Below are 19,847 nucleotides of genomic sequence, written 5' to 3' on the forward strand. Positions count from 1 at the left end.
GAACGGAGCGCTGGCGGGTAGGCTCGGGAACATGAGTTCCCTTCCCCCTGCCGGTGCCCGCCCTTGACCCGTCCCGCGATTCAGCTAACCCGTGTGACCAAGACCTTTGGATCCCACACGGCCGTACGTGATCTGAGCCTGGAGGTGCCGGAGGGTTCCCTCTACGGATTCATCGGCCCCAACGGATCGGGGAAGACCACCACGATCCGGATGATCCTCCACATCCTCAGCCCCGACAGCGGCGAGGTCTCGGTCCTCGGAGAGGTCGGCACCCGCGCCTCGAACGACCGGATCGGCTACCTGCCGGAGGAGCGCGGCCTCTACAAGAAGATGAAGGTTGGCCGGCTCCTTGGCTACTACGGCTCGCTGAAGGGTATGCCCCTCCGCGAGGCCCGCAAGGAAGCGGACCGCTGGCTCGAACGCCTGGGCCTCACCGAGTGGAAGGATGCCAGGGTCGAAGCGCTCTCCAAGGGCATGAGCCAGAAGATCCAGTTCATCTCGACCGTGATCTCGAAGCCCAGGCTCATCATTCTCGACGAACCGTTCTCCGGGCTCGATCCGGTGAATCTGGAGGTGCTGCGGAGCGCGATCCTGGAGCTCGTGACGGATGGCACGACGGTGGTGCTGTCCACCCATGACATGGCGGTCGCCGAGCAGCTCTGCGATCACCTGATCATGATCTTCAAGGGCGACAAGGTGCTCGACGGGACCATGAACGATATCTACGGGAAGTACGGCCAGGATACGATCCGGGTGCGCACGGAAGCTGGCGTTCGAGCTCTCCAGGGAATCGCTGGCATCGAGCACGTCGCCGACATGGGCACGTTCCAGGAGGTTCGCTTTCGCGGCGACTCCCAGGACCTGCTTCAGGCCCTGGCCGCCAGGACGCGCCTCACGCAGTTCGAGGAGACACGGCCGACGCTCCACGACATATTCATTCGCATCGCCGGCCCGGAAGCCGCCCGATCGACCGGGGATGGGGCGGAAGTCGCTCTCGCCGCGGGAGGGATGACCTCATGAACAAGGTACTCGCCATCGCGCGCGCCGAATTCGTCCAGGCGGTGATGTCCAAGGCCTTCATCATTGGCCTCTTCGTCATGCCGCTCCTCATGGGTGGCAGCATCCTGTTCCAGAAGTTCATGGGCGATCGGGTGGACCTGACGCCGCGAAAGCTCGCCGTCTACGACCCGACCGGCGAGTTCTGGCCGACGCTGAAGGCCGCCGCCGAGACCCGCAACGAGTTTGGCATCTGGAAGCAGCTGGAGGAGGCGTCGCCGGAAGCATCCGCGGGCGAGGCGAGCGCTGCGAGCCGAAAACAAGCGCGACCCGAGTTCCTTCTGGAGCGCTACGAACCCGCCGGAGACGAACGTCCCGACGTCGTGCTGTCGGAGCGCGTGAAGTCCAAGGACCTGCAGGGCTTCGTGCTCATCGATCCGTCCATCCTGACGGACGAGCCCTCCGAGCGTCCACTCGCCTACCACACGAACGAACCCACCTTCACCGAGCTGCCCAGCTGGATCGAAGAGGTCGTCAACTCTGACGTCAGGGCCCGCCGATTCGAGGAGGCGGACATCGACGAGGCGCTGGCTACCCGGCTCTCCCGGCGCGTCCCGCTCTCGACCTGGGGGCTCGCCAAAGCGGAGGCGGACGGCTCCGTGAAGGAGGCCGAAAAGAAGAGCGACCTTCAGACGTTCGCGATCCCCTTCGCCGCTCTGATGCTGCTCTTCATGCTGGTGATGACGACCGCGCCGCAGCTCATGAACCAGGTGCTGGAGGAGAAGATGCAGCGTATCTCCGAGGTGCTCGTCTCTTCCGTGACGCCGTTCCAGCTCATGCTGGGCAAGCTCGTCGGCAGCGTGGCGATCTCCTCGACGCTTGCCCTCGTCTACCTCGGCGGCGTGTTCTGGTCGACGCACCACTGGGGCGTCAGCCACTTCGTGCCACTACAGAGCTACGCCTGGTTCGTGCTCATGATGCTCTTCGCGCTTCTGATGTACGGATCGCTCTTCGGAGCCCTCGGCTCGGCGTGCTCGGAGCTGCGCGACGCGCAGAGCCTGATGGCGCCTGCGATGATCATGATCATGATTCCGATCTTTTCGATCAGCGCAATCATCGAGAGCCCGAACGGGAGTGTCGCGACCGCGATGACCTACTTCCCGACGGCCACCCCCATGATCTTCTTGCTTCGTCTTCTGGCCCCGCCAGGGCCGCCCGCCTGGGAGTACCTCGCCGCACCCGCGATGTGCCTGGTCACGACCGTCATCCTGCTCTGGGCGAGCAGTAAGATCTTCCGGGTCGGCGTGCTGTCCCAGGGCCAAGCGCCTACCTTCCGGAAGTTGATCGGCTGGGTCGTCTCGAAGTAGCTTCGAAACGATACGCGGCCGCCGCTTCGATGCATCGAAGCGGCGGCCGCAGCGCGTTGAAGTCAGTTCAGGAAGTCAGCGCACGTGGAGAGATCCGAATCAGCGGATGCCGCCGATCTTCTTCGGCATCGCCGCCTTGTTCTTCTCGCCCGTGGCGTAGAAGCTGTCCACAGTCTTGCGGAAGGTGGGGTTCTGCGCCGTCATCTTCGTGTCCTCGTCGATCGTCGGAGCCGCCTTCAGGGCCTCTTCGCCGTGCGGTGCCCAGGCAGCGAACTCGATGTCCTCTTCCCCGGCCTCTTCACCGGAGATCGGCTGGATCTGGAAGGCGCTGAACGGGATCAGGTAGGTCTCGTCGTTGGCCTCGAGGGTGAGGTAGGCGATCGTGCCGGTGTCACAGTTGATGACGCACTCGCCGATCGACGTGAAGGAGTCTTCTTCGCCCGGCCCGTAGACGTCGAGCTCGGCGATGTCCGAGCAGAGGTGGTTCGTGGACGCAACCATCTTCTTGTCCTTGCCGGCGCTCGCGTCGACCGGACGCGCGGTGTTCATCATGTTGATCTTCTCCGCGTCGAACTCGGCGATCGCGTCGAAGGCCTTCTCGGACATGTCGACCATGGCGACCTTCTCGCCGTCTTCGTTCTCACTCCACTTGATCTGATCCCAGGTGATCGGACGGAGCGTGTCACCGACGGAACCGACGCCGCCGCTGGAGATCACGACGTGCGAGATGCGACCGGACTTCGAGTCGACCACGAAGTCACGGATGTCACCGATGTCGACCTTCTCGCCGTCCTCGGTGGCGACGGTGGTCCAGAGGTCCATGCCGATGATCTCGGAGTCACGGTGGAAGTTGGTCGACTTGGCGTCACTATTGACCATGTCCCTGGCCATGTCCTGCTTCGAGGTCTCCTGGGCGAAGGCGAGGCCGCCGAAGAGAAGGCTGGTGGTGAGTGCGTGGGTGATGAGGCGGTGTTTCATGGGAAAGGAATTCCGACCGTGGTTCGAGGTCCGAGGAAAAAGTGTTCTTACTCGGAACGCGCCGTAGACGGTCAACTTCAGCGCGAGAGACACAAGATGGACCGCGCGGGTAGCGGACCCGTTGATTGCGATTACAAAAACGCTCACGCTTCCGAAGATCCGGAAGAGTGAGCGTGGGGATCACTTCGCGAGCGCTCCAAAGATCTGCGGAACGCTGGCGGAGTGTTTCCGAATGGAGTCAGGACGAGAGCGGCTGCCCCTCGAGCTCTCGTGCCTTCTCTTCCTCGAACCGGCGCGCCAGCTCCTTCGCAGTGGAGTCATCGATCAGCTTCCGGCCTGCCTCGAAGGTCTCCTCCTCCTCTTCGTCCATGTGGTGACGGGTCTTCTCCGCGAGCTTTCGGAACGTGGCGATCCAGTGCGGATTGGAGTAGTCGGTCTCCTGAAGCTCCGCCATGAGGTCGTCCATGACCTCATGTTCATGCACGCTGTGGGAGGCCTTTGGCTGAGCGTCGGCGTCTTTCATCATCGTCGCGTAGAGCGTCCGTTCCTCCGCATTCGCGTGCGACCGCAGCTCTTCCACCAGCATCGGGAAGTACTTGCGGCGACTGGGTGAATCGCCCTGGGTTCTGGCGACGCGGTCGAGGAGTTCGCGGTGCTTGTCGTGCTCCTCCTCGAGGGTTCCGAAGATGTCTTTCATGGTGAAGCTCTGTGGGTCAGGAAGGGATGAGTGCTGGACGGATGAGGTGAGCCTCGCAGTGGCAGTCAGGCTTTGGGCTTGCCGGGATTCTCGGGAGGCGATTCGTCCGGGAGTTCCTCGGGTGAGCCCCCCGGAAATTCCGAGGGCGAAATGGGGTGAGCCTCTGATCCCGGCGTCGCGTTGGCGCCCGTGGATCGCTGGTGGGATCGATCGTCTGGCCGCATGTCGACCTCCTCTGGGAAGCGCGTTCCGTCGCCCTCACGGCCATCTCGCCAAGAACCGAACTTCGTCGCGGGGTCCTTGCTGGCCGCCTCGCGTTCACGTTGGCGGTAGCTCTCGTCGAGGGACGTTTCATCCGAACGGTGGAGCGGCGGAAGCGCTCCCTCGGAGGCGCCCGATGGGGATTCGGAGGATTGTGATTTGGACATGGAACGAACAGAAAGTCAGGGAAATCGAAGGTGGGACGTGGTCCGCTCAGCCTTCGCCGAAGAAGGCGCCGAAAACGCTGGTGAGGGCCAGTCGAGCAGGGATGCTGACGGCCCTCCCGCCGAGAGGAGATCGGGCCACGAGAGCCACGGTGGTGGCAACGGCCGCGGCCGTACCGACCGCAGCGAGGGGATGATCCGCCACGAAGTCACGGCTCCGGCCAGAGAGCGACTGTTTGGCCGCGGACACAGCGAGCTTCTCGCTGCGCTCTGCGGCCTCGAGGATCTCGAGTTCGCCGGTGTCGAAGAGTCGGGGCATGATTCAGGAAGGGGTGGAACCCTGGGCGGGAGGTGAGGGAGTGCGGTAGTGGCTCAAGCCAATCTCGTCGAGAGCCTTGCGGATGTCGTCGCGCCGCTTGGAGGAATAGCGCTTCCAGCCGATGACGACCGCAGCCGCGGAACCCGCCAGAACGCCGAAGCCGGTGATGGCCAGGCCGCCCCAGAGAGGCACGTCGAGGACGGCAGCGATCGCGGAAGCCAGGCCGAAGAGAGCCATGGCCGAAGCGAGGCCCAGAACGATGAGAGCCAGAGCACCCGCGGCCAGGAAGGCCACACCCATGGTCGCCAGGCGACGAGCGGAGGACTTCTTCTTGAGCAGCTTGATCTTCGCCACACGCTTGACCCTGACGGGCAGAGCCACGGCGACGGCCCGGAGCGCGCTGACATCCTTCTTCAAGGACAGCAGCGCCTCCTGGGCAGAAGCAGGAAGGGAGTCCAGAGCGCCAGCGCCAGGCCAGCCCTCGAACGGCGATCCGTTCGAGGACGGAACCTCCGCGTCAGTCTCCGCACTGGCCGGAGCTTCTTCGATGTGGCTGCGTGAAATCACTAGCGGCGCAACCACATGGAGGCGAGGGCGCCGACACCGGCAGCGATGAGCACCGACTTGACCGGCTGCTCGCGGATGTAGCGGACGAGTTCGTCCTCGACTTCGTGGGCCCTGTTGACGGCGTCCTCTTTGGCGGCGCGGGCGCGCTGCTTGGCGGCCTCGGCGGCCTCCTCGGCGGCACGCTTGCTGATGGAGCCAAGCTCCTTCACGTCGCCGGCAATGGTCTGGGCTTGATCGCGAAGATCGTCTTTGGCGCTGGAGGAATTGGAGCTGGTGGCGGTCTGTGCGGACATGGTCAGATTGGGTTCGGGGTAGGGAGAGTCGCGCCGGCGGCCGGGAACCCCGGTCGATCTGCGACGGCCCGGATGATCGACCCGGCGGCTCATGCGGCGTCAAAGTGCGACTCAAAGTCGCTTAATGCGGAGTTGAGCCGCCCCTCGCCGCCCCGTGATCTTTGTGTTCATGAACCCTTCCCTTCCCACGGATAAAACCGGCCCCACGAGCATCGGCGCCGCGACCCAAGCAGCCGACCCGCGACCGGGCTCGGATCAGCGCCCGCCCGTCGAAGTGAGCCCCCGCCGCAAGAAGCGAGCTGCACACTCCATCCCGCTGATCGTCATCGCCGGCGGAGTCGGTCTCGGCTTGCTCTGGTGGCTGCGTCCGGTTCTTGCACCGATCGCGATCGCCTGGCTGGCCAAGATCGCGCTCACGCCGCTGGTGCGGTTCGCCTCTCGCCGTCGCATCCCTGCCCCCGCGACAGCCGGCCTCCTGGTCGTCCTCATCCTGGGCACCACCGTGGGCGGAGCGCTCTCTCTCTCGGAGCCAGCCAATCAATGGCTCCGCCGCCTCCCGAAGGATATCCGCACGCTTCAGCAGCGCTGGGAGGAGGTCAATCGGCCCTCGAAGGAGATGATAGAAGTCGTCGACGCAGTCGATGAACTTGTCGATTCTGCCAAGGAGGACGTCGTGGCGACGGTGCGCGTGGTCGACACGACGCCCTTCATGGTCAAGGTCTTCAATCAAGCGCGCGGCGTCCTGGCCCAATTCGCGCTGTTTCTGGTGCTCCTGTATTTCATGCTCGCCAACGATCGAGTGCTGATGAAGAAGTGGACGAGAATCGTACAGACTTCCGAGGCCCAAGAGCGCGTGCGAAAGATCTGCGCGACCATCGAGAGTCAGTGTGGCAGCTATCTGATCTCCATCTCGTTGATCAACGCCGGGCTCGGACTCGCAGTGGGTCTGGCCACAGCCGCTCTCGGCCTTCCCAACCCGATCCTCTGGGGCGCGGTCGCGGCGATCCTGAACTTCGTCCCGTTCCTGGGAGCGGCCGTCGGCATCGCGGTCGTCCTTGTCGTCGGGATCAGTTCGACCGAGTCGCTCGGTGCAGGCGTCCTACCTGGCGCGGCCTATCTCTTCCTGACGAGCATCGAAGGTCTCTTGATTACCCCCTCGATCGTGGGCCGTTCCATCCGCTTGAGCCCGGTCGCGGTTCTCATGTGGCTGATGCTATGGGGCTGGCTCTGGGGCCTCGCGGGTGCGCTCCTCGCGGTGCCACTCCTCGCTGCCCTCGCCATCGTCTGCCGCAACGTGCCGCGCTGGCGCGCCGTCGCGACGCTCGTGGAAGCATGACGCCTACGAAAGCGCGGCCTGCTTCCGCAGGTCGCGCTTGATCAGCTCGACGTTCTTGACGTTGGAACGAAACGCGATATCGAAGAGGTCGCCCAGCAACGGGATGGAGCCGACCCCGAGGTCGATCAGGAGGTTCTTGCCCATGAGCAGGAGAGTGCGTTTCCTGATTCCCATTCGATGGGCTCGGGCGATCAGGTAGAGCCCGGGCCCGGCAGTCGCCGCATCCCCCACCACCGGAAGAAAGCCAAGGATCGAGTCCAGCCCGACACCGATCGTCGAGCCAGGAATCGTGAAGCGACGGTCCATCAGGTCCGCGAACTTCTCGAGGTGCTCCACGGTCGCGTCGTGGGGCGAGGGCGGAGGCACGATTTCGACGCGGGCCGGTCTGGGCTGTGTATCCATGGATGGCGCGAGTGACATGGGATGCGTGAGGATGGTAGGAAACACCCCAGGGCGAGCGCGGCAACGGCCGAACTCGCCCTGGTGTAGCGTAGGGGGAAATCCCAGCGGATCAGACGTCGAAGCGAAGGCCGAGTCCGATCATGTGCTGACGCGTTTGAAGGTTGAACGACGCGTTGCCGTTCGTGTCGTCGAGCTGGGCGTCATCGGTGTTCAGGAAGCGGTAGCCGAGGTCGATGCCGATGGTTTCGGAGGCCTGGAACAGCATGCCAGCCTTGAGCTGCCAGCTCAGGAACGGGCCGTCCTCGTCGTCGAAGCTGCTGATGCCGTCGCTCTCGGTGCCGATGTCGAGGAAGCCAAGACCGATACCTGCCCCCCCGTAAACGCCGACGCTTTCCGAGAAGGAATAGTCGACCACGCCGTTGAGGAGCACATTGATCCCGGTCACATCCCGGACGGCGCGAAGCGCGCCATCGTCGTCCGCTTCCTGGTCGGAGTAGATGCCTTCGAGCTCGATGGCAAAGCCGAGGTTCTCGTTCGAGTCAGAGCTGAAGCGCTTGCCGACCAGGATCGGGACCGCCCAGCCCTCGTTGAAGTCGATCTCCTCGTCCGGACCGTCCGAGCTGCGCGTCGTCACGGTCTGGAAGCCAACCTGGAAGTAGTAGTCGGAGTGGGTGGAGGCGTCGCTATCGACCGAGTACTGCAGCGTCGACGGGGCCAACGAAAGCAGCGACGTCAACGTGGCGGTGTTCTCGGCAGCAGGAGCGAAGGAAGCGGGGAGAAGGGCGGTGGCGAGAAGTAGAGTGGACATGGGGTCTGGACGGAGCGTCAGGGGGTTGGAAGGAAAATTCGATGGGCAGACTTTCTGACCCACGCCCCAAAGGGCCCCCAAACCAGGCTCCAATCTGCCTCCTCCGAACTTTAGCGCTCGCTTACCCCTCGGTCCGGCCACCTGGCGCATCGAGCACGACCAGGATGGACGGCAGCAGCAAGACGTCGGCGAGGAACGCGACGACCAGCGTGATGCCAGCGAGAAGCCCGAAGTCGCGGATGGTCGGAAGCGCCGACGTCAGCAGCTGCCCGAAGGCCGCCGTCAGTGTCAGCGTGGTCATCGTCAGCGCGGGCAACGTGCGAAGAATCGCAGCTCGCGCTGCCAGTACGGCGGAAGCGCAGTGGATCCGCGTGCGCTCCCATCGGGCGAGCACATGGATCGTGTCATCGGTCGCGATACCCAGGGACAGGGTGAGCGCAGTCAGCGTCGACACGTCGACGTGTCCTCCGGTCAGCGCGAGGCCCGCCGCCGAGACACCCAGCGGTAGCAAATTCGGAACGACGCTCGCCAGTCCGAGTCGCCACGACCGGAAAGCGAGCGCCAGGGTCACGAGGATCAGAACCGCAGCGAGCGCCAGGCTCCAGGCCAGGTCCCGCGTGACGTCGTCGACGGTCTCCAGGTAAGCCACGTGATCCCCGACCAGCGCGATCTCGCAACCCGGCCGTACGATTCCGACCAGCCTCTCGCGCGTGCGCTCGAAGGCAGGAATCAGTGCCGCGCTACCGGCATCCGGCACGCGCGCGTGAACCAGCGCCCGTCGCGTCTCCAGATCGATGAAGGGCTTTCGCCAGCGCTCTGGCACGAGCCGCAGCATGTCCCAGCTCGCCGCTGGCCCGATCGCGCGCAGGATCCCGGCCGGGCCGACGACACCCGCGAAGAGCGGCTCCTGCCCCATCGCTCTCTCGACTTCCTCCACGATCTCGCGGATCTCAGCCGAGCTGACCGTCTCCTCCCAGTCGAGCCTCACCTGGATCGGAAAAACGCCGCCCATCTCCCGATCGACGCGCTGGAGCGTCCGCGCGGCCTCGCTACCCTCAGCGAGATCCGTCATCACGAGTCGGTCCGCTCTCAATCCCGAGGCCACCGCGACCGAGGCCACCGTCGCGGCGAGTCCGATCACGGCGACCAGGCGCGGCCTTCTCAGCGATGCGTCCACGAGGGCCCGGACGGCGCCGCCGCTCGCTTCTCCATCGAAGCGCGGAGGGCGCACCGCGTCGAGCCTCCCCCCGAGCGGCGTCCGCGCCAGCAGAGGCGTCACGAGGATCACTGCCACGAAGGTGATCGCGGTGGCGAGCGCACAGGAGAGCCCGAACTCGACGACCAGTGAATGTCCCGCAAGGCTGAGCGAAGCGAAGCCGATCGCCGTCGTCAACGAGGTAAGCGCGCACGGCCAGACGAGTTCCCCGAGGGCGAACGACGCGGCGCTCGCCCCGTCCTCGGCGTGCCCGTCGCTGCGCGCCTTCACCATGCCGACGACGAGGTGGAGCGAATCCGCGAAGCCGATCGTCAGAACGAGCAACGGCAGCACGATCGTCGTGAAGCCATCGGCGCCCAGCCCCACGAACCTCGCGAGACCGACCGAGAGCACCACGCCAAAAACCGGCGGGAGCCCGGCGAGGAACGTCGCGCGCACGTTGCGAAACGCGGCCGATGCGATCAGAAAGCCCAGCAGCGCGCCGAAGCCCATGAAGCGCCAGCGTTCGCCCTCGAACGCCGTGCCCTGGGCCTCGACGACGGCGGCGAGCCCGCTCATCCCCACTTCGAGGCCCTGCCCGCCCGACGCGTCCAGAGCCTCCTGCGCGGCCTCGCGAGTGGGACCACGCCAGTCGGGATCGGAATCGTAGAGGAACGATGCCCAGGCAGCTTCTCCCTTCTCCAGCGTCAGCGGAAAGAGCGCGCCAGCGGGCCCGACGAGGGTGCCGCCGACGAGTTCATGGGTGGACGCTTCCTGGAGCGACGCACCGCTTAGCCCAGGCAGATCCCAGGGAGCCGAGACGTCCGCCACCCAGGGCAGCGCCTCCACGCGCTCGACCATCGCCCGAACCGCGGCTTCCTCTGCGGGCCCTGTCACGTCGCCGAAGATCGCGAGGAAGCCCGCGTCCCAGTCGAGTTCGAACTCCTCGCGCGTCATCTGCGCCTGGCTCCAGCCAGAATCGTCCTGGAGCCGATCCTGGGGCGCGTCGCCCAGCAGTCCCAGCACGGCGAGCGTCAAGAGAACGGCCAGGAGCGCCAGGCTCCACCGCGGCCTCTCGCTGAGCGCCACGGCAGCGCGCGGCAGAAAATTGGAGCGACCGGGGAGCGTCAAAGGAGCTCCGCCACCGAATCCACGATCTCGTCGACGAGGCGTAGCGGGCCCGGCTTCTCTGCCTGGGCGAGCGCCCACGCGGACGTCGATTCGTTCCGCCGCAGCACGAGCCGCAGGCCAGGGGAGAGGTCGCCGCGCGAGCGCAGGAACGCCGGGAGCGCGAGGTCGAACGACGCCACGTCGCCGATCACGAGGTCGGGGTCGACGTCCTTCAAGATCGCTGCATAGTGGGGCCTGTCCATGTGGAGCAGCCGCCCGTCCACCTCCACCTTCGGCTCATCGTCACCTATCCACCACTTGCGGGCGTCGCCGATGACGCGAACGCCGCCTCCCTCCTCGATACCGGCCGCTCCTAGCATCGTCGCGAGCTTGGGCTGATTCGAGTTCGACACGAACGCGATCTCGTGCCCTCGGTGCAGGAGTTCGGCGACGACGTCGGCCGCTCCATCTACGAGCCGATGCCCGTGCTCCTTCAGGTAGGCGGCCATGGCCGGCCCGAACTGATCCGAAGCAAACGCCTCGATGGAAGCGTGGCCTGCCGCCCGGATTCGATCTCTCCAGACGTCCGCGCGCGGATGCTCGCCGCCCTTCTCCAACCAGTGAAAGACCGAGCCTGTCGAGAGCAGGAGATCCTCGTCGACGAAGCCCGTGATCCTGCCGTCAGGAGCCCAGCCGTTCCGCGCTGGCTCGCGCAGCGCCTCGCTGAAGAAGGCGTCGAAGTCACCCAGCGCCTCCTCGGGCGTCGCGCCGATCAGTGGGGCCGTCGCGCGTGCGAGCCAGCTCTGGATGAAGCGGGCCTCACCCGCTTGATCCGTCCAGACGCCATCGAAGTCCGTGAGAATGCGCATGCTGGCACGTTCGCTGGGTAGGCCTGACTGGACGCTACTTGACCGCGAGCACGATGCCGAAAGCGTCGAGCTGCTGGGCTTCCCGGACGAGATCCGCGCTCGTGAGCGGGTGCAGCGCCAGCCAGCCCTCGGGGAACTTCAGGTGGAAGCGAGAGCCGGAGGCTCGCAGCTGGATCGGTGGGAGCTGTCGATTCGTGCGGTCGCGGCGCAGCCGCAGCGCAATGCGGAGCAGCGGCAGGAGGCAGCGCAAAGCGTGCATGCGGTCCCGGGGCTGGCCCGCGAGCAGATCCGGGCGCAGGCGACGACGCTGGCCGCGGATCAGCACGGCCAGCTGCTGGCGGTCCTGACGCGAGAAGCCTGCGAGGTCCGCGTTCTCGGCGAGGTAGGCGCCGTGCTTGTGATAGCCAGCATGACTCACCATCAGGCCGATCGTGTGAAGGAGCGCGGCCAGCCCAAGCAGCGTCCGGTCGGTCGGCTGCAGGCCGAGTGAAACCGCCACCTGATCGAACAGACTCTCCGCGGTCTCGCGACAGCGACGCCCGTGCCCCGTGTCGAGGCCCATTCGCTCCATGAAGGCGAGGGCGCTGGCCTCGCGCACGTCCTCGTGGTGGATTCGGCCCAGGTGATCGTGGAGCACGCCCTCGCGCAGCGCACCCGCAGACGGCGTCATCGACTCGATGCCAAGACTCTTGAACACGGCGCGCAGGACCGCGACTCCGCCCGCGAGGACGTGTCGCCGATCAGGCCGCATGCCGACCAGCTCGAGGTGATCGCAGAGTTCGATCTCGATCAGCTTGGCTTTGAGCTTCTTGAGCCCGCTCCTCGTGATCTCGCCGCCGGTGATGCCGAGCCCTTCCAGGATCGCTCCCACCGCCCGGATGGTGCCGCTGGATCCGACGGCGTGCTCCCAGTTCTCGCTGTGGTAGATCTGTGCAATGGGCTCGAGCTCGACGCGCGCCGCGAGTTCAGCCTGGGCAAAGGCCTCTGCCGTCATCCGCCCGCCGGGAAAGAACCGCTTGCTCCAGGTCACGCAGCCCATGGTCAGGCTGTCGCCGCTGTGGCAAGCAAAGCGCGTTCCGATCATGCACTCGGTGCTACCACCACCGATATCGACCACGAGCCTGCGCTCTTCGGTATCGCCGAGGTCCTGGGCGACGCCGAGGTAGACGAGACGCGCTTCCTCGCGACCCGGCAGGACCTCGATCGGCGCACCGAGAGCCTCGGACGCGAGCCGAAGAAAAGCGCCACCGTCCCTCACTCGCCGGAACGTGGCCGTCCCGACGGCGCGGATCCGATGCTGAGGAACGACCTTGAGTCGCTCACCGAAGCGCTCGAGGGTGTCGAGCGCGCGCGCCTGGACCACCGTGTCGAGCCCGCGCCCGGGCTGGAGTCCCTCGGCCAGCGCGACGCGCTCACGCAGCTTGTCGATCACGTGCGGGCGCCCGTCGATCTCGCGGGCCACGACGAGGTGAAAGGAGTTCGATCCGAGATCGACCGCGGCAAGGGCGAGCTGGTCTAGGAGCGCGTTACGCATGGAAGGATTCGAGTCGTGCGTTGCCCGGATGGCAGAACAAGGCGATTTCGATCCCTCGCGCGGCCGTACTCACGTGGGTTCGAGTCAACGCAATCGTGCGATTCGGGGACCGTGCTACGCGGATTCTTCCGTGCGCGACACGCGCCTGGGAGCGTCGGACGGGAGCCATGACATCGAGCCGTTGCGGTGAATCGGGCATCAGGACAGCAGAGACCGAAGGCGCTCGACGCGCTCGAGTGCAGCGCCGGAGTCGAGCGCGCTCGTGGCGGCATCCACCCCCTCGGCGATCGTCAGGCAGCGACCAGAAGCCTTCAGCATCAGGGCTGCGGAGAGCAACGTGGCGTTCCGCGCTGGACCGATATCACCCGCGAGCACCGACTTCGTCATGTCGCTGGCGGCCTCGCAGAGCACAGGGTTGTCGGAGGCGCCCTGGCCATCCTCATGGGGACCGAAGAGAGGCAGCTCGGGGTTGGAGGTGCAGTCGAGGCCGAAGTCGGCTGGCTCCACCGTCACGGACAGCAGGTGGTCCCCGTCGATCTCGATCCCCCGCGTTCGCTTGACGATGCTCGGGACGACGCCGCCGTCCATGCCCTGCAGCGCCACGCCTCTGCGATGGCCCAGCCCCTTGAGCACCTCGACGGCCGTTCCGAGGACTGGCCCGCTCTGGGCCCCGATCAGCACCGCGGCACCCGCCGGAGCGATGAGCTTCTCCAGCGTCGAGAGCGGCGTGCGGATCACCATGTCGCCGCGCACCTTGCGGAGTGCGAGCATCGGCGGGCAAAGGCCCGCGACCGAGACGGTGGCGAAGCCTGCCTTGGCGACCCAGTCCTCGGCCTCGCCGGGATCCCAGGTCATGGACAGCCCTAGCCCCTCCAGCACGTTGGCCGCGGTGAGACCGCGGCGCGGTGGCACGGAGCGATCCGAGATGATCAGGATCCTGGCGCCCGCTGCCGCCGCCACGAGACCCGCTGCCACCTCCAGCGGAGGGGTCGTCTCATGGCCGTCCTGGGACGGCGAAACGGTCACGAGACCGTTCATCCCGGCGCAGGGAATCCGCGACTGGGCGCGCGCCGCCATCGCCATCCCCATGAGCTCCTCCGTCGTCACACCCTTCCAGCGCAGCGTCACGAAGAAAGACGCGACGAGAGCCGAACTCTCCGAGCCGTTCAGGATGGCCGTGAAAGCGTGGGAGGCTTCTTCTCGGCTGAGGTTGCGGACCCGCTTGGGATCCGACGCGAGGGAGAGCATGAGACGGCGCAACACCATAGTTCTGGCGAAGTGTAACCGTCAGGACCCTGAAAAGCAGCGACGATGAGGAGCCCGTTGCGCCGTTGACCCACCTCTTCGGCCAATAGGGATCTCCTGTCGCGCCAACCGTCAGCCTGCAGGACTCCCCTGGAGCCGCTCTCTACTCGAGCCGCTGGTCGCAGACCCGGCACAGCTCCATCTTCCGATCTCGAAAGTCCTGGATTGCCTTGGCTCTCTTCTTACCGCGCCAGATTTCCGCGAGGGTCTCGGTTTCGAGGCTGCCGAGGACGACCCGGCCATCCACGTCCATGCAGCACGCCGTGACCCTGCCATCGCAGAGGACGGTCGCCTTTTCGAGCTGCGGGCACATCCTCTGGTTCCTGAGCAGTGTCTTGTCGGAGTCGTCCCGGGGCCTGACGTAGCGACGAGAGGCGTCCTGGTGATCGACCGTCTCCAGGAACTCCGCGCCGTACTCGACGGTGCGGCTGATCTTGATGGGCTCGACGTCCGTCTCCGCGGACTTCCACGCGTCGTAGTCGTTGAAGTACGAGGGCCGCTTGAGGGTGACCTCGTCGGCGTCGAAGCTCGCGAGGAACTCCTTCACGTTCTCCTCGTTGTCCTCGTTGTAGCTGAACATGATCGTCTGCAGCTGCACCAGCGGCGACGCGGCCCCGCGCTCCTTCTTCCGCTCGATCAGGGCGCGCGTGTTCGCCACGACGGTATCGAAGTCTCCTCGGCGCCGGTATCGGACGTAGTCCTCCGCGTTGGCACCGTCCAGAGCGATCGACACGGAGGTGAGCCCGGAATCGATCATCTCGTCCACGCTCTTCCCGGCCATCCTCATCCCGTTGGTACCGAAATGTGTTTCGATCCCCCGCGACGAAAACTCGCGGACGTGGTCGAAGAGGTCAGGGTGGATCAGAGGGTCCCCCATCACGTGGAAGCAAACCGAGCGGAGGGCGTTGTTCCCCTTCAGGATCTGACCGACGTGCTCGTCCTTCAGGAACCGGGTCGAGCGCCCGAGCATATGCGTGGGGCAGAGGGCGCAGGCGAGGTTGCAAGCCGTCGTCGACTCGAGATTCAGGACCCGCGGAAGGCGCCACCGCACGTAGCCCACGAGGAGTGGGCCCGGAAGCGTCGCATAGAGGGACTTGCGAACCAAGTCCTTTAGGCGGTGGATGAAACTCATGGAGACGGTGATGGGCCCAGGGCTGTGCAGGGGGCCGGGGCTACGGAAAGGTAACCCGCTGTCGTGACGGAGGCGCGTTCTAGGGAAGGGGGATATCTAAGACGTGAGCGACGGACCAAATAGTCGAAATCGGATTCCGGCTCGATCCCCATGAGTCCGGGGCCACACAGAATGCACGAAGGGCCCCCACCGACCATCGGTAGGGACCCCCGGAAGGTGGTCCGATTCTCGAATGAAGACGAGCAGGAGCGCGGGAGCCTACGCAGAGGCGCCCCCGTCAGCGTGGGCTACTTGTCCTCGCTGTCCTCGTCCTCGTCCTCGTCCTCGTCGTCGTCGTCCCCATCGCCGTCTTCTTCCTCACCCTCGGGGTCGATCGCGCCCTCTTCACCGGCGTCCACGGTCTTTTCGGGCGCGAGGGCAGACTCCGGACGAGGCCGGATGTGAGCGAAGAACATCTCCTCCTGCTTGTCGTAGACGATCTCACCGTCGACGATCGCCCACTGGACGAAGGTCTGATAATGGAGCAGATCCCCGTCCGTGACGATCAGGTCGGCGTCCTTGCCCACTTCGATCGAGCCGATCCGGTAGTCGACGCCGAGCACTCGCGCTGCCTCCAGCGTGATGGACTCCAGAGCCGCTTGCTCCGGCAGGCCGCCGCGGATGGCGAATCCTGCCTCGATCGGCAGGTGCAGAAGGTCCTGACCGACGATGCCGCCCAGGGAGATGCCGTTCGAGGCGGGCACCACGACCACGGGAACACCGTGCTGGTAGAGCTTGGCCGCGTTCTCGATCGAGCTGCCGCCCTCGGCCACTTGCCGCTCATCCTTTCCTCGACGCGTTCGCGGGGTGACGATGGCGGTGACTCCGGCACGCCCCAGATGATCCGCGATGGTCCAGCCTTCGCGGGCCCCCTCCACGATCGGTCGGAACCCGAACCGCTGGGCGAGCTCGGCGATCTCCATCAGGTCCGTGCGACTGTTCGCCGCAAACCGCGGTCGGATCTCGCCGCGGAGGATGGAGACCGACTTGTCGTCCACGCCCTTGCGTGAGGGTTCCTTGGCGTCCTTGTTGGAGCGCTTCTCCTCCTCGTAGGCGCGGTACTCACGGAGGTACTCGGACGCACGCTGGAAGTTCTCGTTGACCTTCAGCTGTCCCTGGGGGTTGCCGTTGGAGTAGCTGAGCGACTCGAAGGCGTCTTCCTTGACCACGAGGCCCTTGACGTGGCCGCGCTTGAGCTTGGCCACGGTGTTGCCGTTGACCGCCGTCGTGATGCCAGCGGCGAGCGCCAGCGTCATGTTCTGGCTGTAGGGATCCACGGAATTGGCGAGATCGCCGCCGCCGCCGAAGAGCCCCGAGGACGAGACCGCGATGAGACCGGGGTAGACGCGCATGCCGCCGAGATCCACGACTTCCGCGCCTTCCGGCACGTCCACGTCGTAGCCGAACGAGTGGATCTTGCCGTTCTTGGCGAGCAGCGTCGCGTTCCGCAGGACGCCCCCGAGACCGGTGTGGATCTCGCCGCCGACCAGAGCGAGGAACTTGTCGTCCTCCTCTTCCTCCTTCTTGCCCTCTTCGGCGTCCTCGCTGTCGTCTTCCTCATCCTGGAAGGCCGCCGGCGTCGGAGGCGAGTAGGAAGCCAGCGCGGGACCCGTGAGGCTGATCGCACTCGCGCCCAGAAGGAGCACGGACGAGGCAAGGCCAAGGAAGGAAATGCGGCCTGCGAGGCCAGCCGGGGCGCCGGGCCCTTCGATCGATTGAAGCTGTTTCACTGGTCCATATCTCCGCTGACGAATTGGCCGTCCAGCATGACGGCGTCGAGCTTCGTTCCGGGCTGGAACGGATCTCCGTTGAACACGAGCAGGTTGGCGCGGCGGCCTTCCTGGAGCGACCCGAGCTGCTCCTCGAGACCGAGGAACGCCGCCGGGCGATGGGTGATGGCCTGAACGGCCGCCTTGCGATCGAGTCCGGCGCCGATCATGACGCCCACGTCCTCCAGGAAAGACTGGAAGCCTGCCTTGGAGTCGCTGCGCGGAAGGAGGATCAGCTGTGCGCCCGCCCGATCGAACTCGGCGGGAAGGTTTCGCTGTCGCATCGTGCCGGGCATGAGCGTGATCAGCGGCTCCATGAGAACGAAGCAACCGACCTTGCCGACCTGGTCCTTGACGTGGAACACGTCGATGTCTCGGGTGAGCGGCACGCGGAGGTGCCACTCGAACTTCTCCTCGCCGATCGCGTCGATCAGGTGGAGGTAGGACGCGGCGTCGTCGATCGAGAAGAGGGCCTGCAGCTTGCCGTCGCGCATGTCGAGGAACGGCTTGACTCGCTCGTCGGGCTCGGGCGCCACGAAGTCCTTGTCCTTGGACGATTTGGACGAAGACTTCTTCTCGTCCTCCTTCTCGTCCTTCTTGTCGTCCTTTTCGTCCTTCTTCTTGGAGGACGACTTCTTCGAGTTCTTCTTCTCGAACTTCTCGCGCTCCTCCTCGACCTTCTTCAGGAACTCGTCCGCCTTCTTGAACCCGTCGGAGAGGTTGCGCTTGGCGCTCGACGAGTTGCGCATGACGAACTTCAGGTAGACGCCGTCCTCGAGGATCATCTCCTCGGCGGTGTCGCCCTTCGGCCTGAGCGCGACGGCCTGGCCGGGCACGCCCTGCCCCGCGGGGTACTGGCCGACGGTGGTCATCCCGAACTCGAGGAAGGTCTTGTAGGCCTCCGACGGATAGAGCTCCGCCGACGCCATCACGAACGGACGCGCATCGTTGTAGCCGCTGCCGTCCATCCCGAAGCGCGAGTACGGATTGACGATCCCGGGCATGACGACCTGGTCCTCGCCGAGTTCGATCACCGGGATGCCCCGCTCGATCGGCAGGTCCTGGCCCATCGTGACGATGACTCCATCCTCGACGAGCAGGACGGCGTGCTCCATCACTTCACCGTTGCCGATTTCGACGCGGCGGGCTTTGATCGCAAACAGGTCGGCCTGAATCGCCGTGCTCGTGGGAGAAGCGGCAGGTTCCAGCCCGGGCCCCGCCGCGGCGCCACTGAGGGCCGGGAGGACCGAGAGAAGAAGAGGAGTCGTCAGCATCATGGAAAGACCCGAGACGTGTCTCGGAGGGAAGGCTTCGGTTGAAGAGAGCCGAAGGAGAGCATCGCGCGGAAGGGGCTCGGAAAGCCGCCCGTCGCGATCTTGGGGGTATCAGAGGGCGTCGCGGGAGCGATCTCGCCGGTCAAGAGGCGCGGGAGCGGCCGAATCACCAGCTCCTCCCGTCGCGATCCGCGCAGTACACGCAGGAGCCGTTGACCCAGGTCGCGTCGAACGCCGTCCGGGGGTCGATCGGATCACCGTCCGTGACGATGAAGTCGGCGTCCTTGCCGACCTCGAGGCTACCCACGCGATGGGCGATGCCCGCCGTGCGCGCGGGAACGATCGTGAGCCCGCGCAGCCCCTGGCCGCGATCGTTGCGCAGGCCATAGCGGACGCCCATGGCCGCCTGCATCGAAAGCTCTTCCTGGGGAACGACCGGCGCATCGGTGTTGAAGCCGACCTCGGCCATGCCCGCTTCCTGGAAGCCCCACGCCGTCCCCTCGATCCGCCCGTCGGTATCGAAGCGCGGAGGGCGCGGGACCATGATCTCGCGCGGGCCGAGGATGGCCGCGACGCCGTACTTCTGGGCCTCGGGGGTCGCGAGGTAGCTGTCGAAGGAACCGTGATCGATGTAGGTCGGCAGACCGAAGTCGCGCGCCAGCATCGTGATGGTCATCAGAACGAGCTGGTAGTACTGCGTGTGGGTCGAGATCTGAGCGCGGTTCGCGTACAGGTCGCGGAAGATATCGAGCGCGAGGTCGCGCTCGGGCTTCGGGCCCTCCCCCGCATCGAATCGGTCCCAGGCGCGTGCGTAGGCGCGGCCGCGCTGCAGCCGGAAGCGCAGCGTGTAGTTCATCAGGATGCGCCCCATCCCGTAGCCCCAGCGGGTCGGGTTGTCGCCTTGGGCCACCTTGAGCGAGCCAGGATCGCGCACGAGCGCGTCCTCGTAGAGGTCCTCGCCCAGCTTCATCAGGACGCCCTGACCACCGATGTTCGTACCGGAACCCGGGATGAACAGGATCGTCGTGACGCCCGCTGCGAGCGGCCGTTCGAGCTGATCGTTGTTCGGGATCACCACGGGGGCGACGCGCAGCTCCGAGTTGACCTGGAACACCATGTCGTTGATGTCCCGCGTCGACCCGCCGACGTGGCTGTGCAGGTCCACGAAACCGGGCGCGAGCCAGCGATCCCCGTAGTCGGTGACGTTCTCCCATGCGACGCCTTCGACGTCGGCCCCCGCGTGGATCGCGTGGATCTTGCCGTCCGCGATGACCACCACGGGATCCATGACCACCTGCGTACCTTCGTCGGCGCAGGTGATCAGCTTCCCCGCGCGGACGACGGACGAGCCGTCCGGCTGAAGGTCAGCCGGGCCAGCACTCGTCGCGCAGAGCGCAGCGGCAAGAAGTGGGAAAGGAGAGAACATCGTCAG

19 protein-coding genes are annotated in these 19,847 nt (G+C 65.7%); 3 read left to right on the forward strand and 16 right to left on the reverse strand.

Going from position 1 to position 19,847, the window contains the following annotated elements; all coding sequences use genetic code 11:
* The first annotated feature begins 93 nt into the window (after positions 1 to 93).
* Positions 94 to 1,020, forward strand: coding sequence for an ABC transporter ATP-binding protein (locus Poly30_RS22720; protein ID WP_419190523.1), 927 nt, complete (start codon positions 94 to 96; stop codon positions 1,018 to 1,020).
* A complete protein-coding gene (locus tag Poly30_RS22725) occupies positions 1,017 to 2,363 on the forward strand; it encodes an ABC transporter permease (RefSeq protein ID WP_145202872.1) in 1,347 nt (448 codons plus the stop codon). Before Poly30_RS22720 ends, Poly30_RS22725 begins: the two co-directional genes overlap by 4 nt.
* Positions 2,364 to 2,462: 99 nt before the next feature.
* Here the strand turns inward: Poly30_RS22725 and Poly30_RS22730 are convergent, their stop codons facing one another.
* The 6 genes from Poly30_RS22730 to Poly30_RS22755 all read right to left on the reverse strand — a co-directional run bounded on the left by Poly30_RS22730 (position 2,463) and on the right by Poly30_RS22755 (position 5,642).
* Positions 2,463 to 3,341 (reverse strand): PRC-barrel domain-containing protein, encoded by an 879-nt coding sequence (locus Poly30_RS22730; protein ID WP_145202875.1) that lies wholly within the window; start codon positions 3,339 to 3,341, stop codon positions 2,463 to 2,465.
* A gap of 238 nt (positions 3,342 to 3,579) precedes the next feature.
* Positions 3,580 to 4,038 carry a hemerythrin domain-containing protein gene (locus tag Poly30_RS22735; RefSeq protein ID WP_145202879.1) on the reverse strand — a complete coding sequence of 153 codons (459 nt, stop codon included), beginning with the start codon at positions 4,036 to 4,038 and terminating at the stop codon, positions 3,580 to 3,582.
* Between the two features lie 65 nt (positions 4,039 to 4,103).
* Positions 4,104 to 4,466, reverse strand: coding sequence for a hypothetical protein (locus Poly30_RS22740; protein WP_145202882.1), 363 nt, complete (start codon positions 4,464 to 4,466; stop codon positions 4,104 to 4,106).
* Positions 4,467 to 4,512: 46 nt separating this feature from the next.
* Positions 4,513 to 4,782 (reverse strand): hypothetical protein, encoded by a 270-nt coding sequence (locus Poly30_RS22745; RefSeq protein WP_145202885.1) that lies wholly within the window; start codon positions 4,780 to 4,782, stop codon positions 4,513 to 4,515.
* 3 nt (positions 4,783 to 4,785) lie between these two features.
* On the reverse strand, positions 4,786 to 5,349 hold the full coding sequence (locus tag Poly30_RS22750; protein ID WP_145202888.1) for a hypothetical protein: 564 nt from the start codon (positions 5,347 to 5,349) through the stop codon (positions 4,786 to 4,788).
* The gene (locus tag Poly30_RS22755) at positions 5,349 to 5,642 is read right to left on the reverse strand and encodes a hypothetical protein (RefSeq protein WP_419190524.1); all 294 of its coding nucleotides are present in this window, start codon (positions 5,640 to 5,642) and stop codon (positions 5,349 to 5,351) included. The genes Poly30_RS22750 and Poly30_RS22755 overlap by 1 nt, the downstream gene beginning before the upstream one ends.
* A gap of 169 nt (positions 5,643 to 5,811) precedes the next feature.
* On the opposite strand from Poly30_RS22755, the gene Poly30_RS22760 reads away from it, so the two are divergent.
* Complete coding sequence (locus Poly30_RS22760; RefSeq protein ID WP_145202894.1) at positions 5,812 to 6,978, forward strand: AI-2E family transporter; 1,167 nt, start codon at positions 5,812 to 5,814, stop codon at positions 6,976 to 6,978.
* Between the two features lie 3 nt (positions 6,979 to 6,981).
* On the opposite strand, the gene Poly30_RS22765 is transcribed toward Poly30_RS22760, so the two are convergent.
* The 10 genes from Poly30_RS22765 to Poly30_RS22810 all read right to left on the reverse strand — a co-directional run bounded on the left by Poly30_RS22765 (position 6,982) and on the right by Poly30_RS22810 (position 19,841).
* Complete coding sequence (locus Poly30_RS22765) at positions 6,982 to 7,398, reverse strand: DUF4112 domain-containing protein (RefSeq protein ID WP_145202897.1); 417 nt, start codon at positions 7,396 to 7,398, stop codon at positions 6,982 to 6,984.
* A 91-nt stretch (positions 7,399 to 7,489) separates the two neighbouring features.
* Positions 7,490 to 8,188 carry an outer membrane protein gene (locus Poly30_RS22770; protein ID WP_419190525.1) on the reverse strand — a complete coding sequence of 233 codons (699 nt, stop codon included), beginning with the start codon at positions 8,186 to 8,188 and terminating at the stop codon, positions 7,490 to 7,492.
* Positions 8,189 to 8,309: 121 nt separating this feature from the next.
* Positions 8,310 to 10,472, reverse strand: a complete 2,163-nt coding sequence (locus tag Poly30_RS22775) for an efflux RND transporter permease subunit (protein WP_145202902.1) — start codon at positions 10,470 to 10,472, stop codon at positions 8,310 to 8,312.
* A gap of 38 nt (positions 10,473 to 10,510) precedes the next feature.
* Positions 10,511 to 11,362 (reverse strand): hypothetical protein, encoded by an 852-nt coding sequence (locus Poly30_RS22780; RefSeq protein WP_145202904.1) that lies wholly within the window; start codon positions 11,360 to 11,362, stop codon positions 10,511 to 10,513.
* Between the two features lie 34 nt (positions 11,363 to 11,396).
* Positions 11,397 to 12,896, reverse strand: coding sequence for a Ppx/GppA phosphatase family protein (locus Poly30_RS22785; RefSeq protein WP_145202907.1), 1,500 nt, complete (start codon positions 12,894 to 12,896; stop codon positions 11,397 to 11,399).
* 198 nt (positions 12,897 to 13,094) lie between these two features.
* Complete coding sequence (locus tag Poly30_RS22790) at positions 13,095 to 14,144, reverse strand: anthranilate phosphoribosyltransferase (protein WP_419190526.1); 1,050 nt, start codon at positions 14,142 to 14,144, stop codon at positions 13,095 to 13,097.
* Positions 14,145 to 14,304: 160 nt separating this feature from the next.
* Positions 14,305 to 15,333 (reverse strand): radical SAM protein, encoded by a 1,029-nt coding sequence (locus tag Poly30_RS22795; RefSeq protein ID WP_145202912.1) that lies wholly within the window; start codon positions 15,331 to 15,333, stop codon positions 14,305 to 14,307.
* Positions 15,334 to 15,620: 287 nt separating this feature from the next.
* Positions 15,621 to 17,102 (reverse strand): amidohydrolase family protein, encoded by a 1,482-nt coding sequence (locus Poly30_RS22800; protein ID WP_145202915.1) that lies wholly within the window; start codon positions 17,100 to 17,102, stop codon positions 15,621 to 15,623.
* On the reverse strand, positions 17,099 to 18,418 hold the full coding sequence (locus Poly30_RS22805) for an amidohydrolase family protein (protein ID WP_145202918.1): 1,320 nt from the start codon (positions 18,416 to 18,418) through the stop codon (positions 17,099 to 17,101). Before Poly30_RS22805 ends, Poly30_RS22800 begins: the two co-directional genes overlap by 4 nt.
* Before the next feature lie 163 nt (positions 18,419 to 18,581).
* Complete coding sequence (locus Poly30_RS22810; protein WP_145202921.1) at positions 18,582 to 19,841, reverse strand: amidohydrolase family protein; 1,260 nt, start codon at positions 19,839 to 19,841, stop codon at positions 18,582 to 18,584.
* Positions 19,842 to 19,847 lie beyond the last annotated feature (6 nt).

The organism is Saltatorellus ferox, assembly GCA_007751475.1.
In the GTDB taxonomy this organism is placed as follows: Bacteria; Planctomycetota; UBA1135; order UBA1135.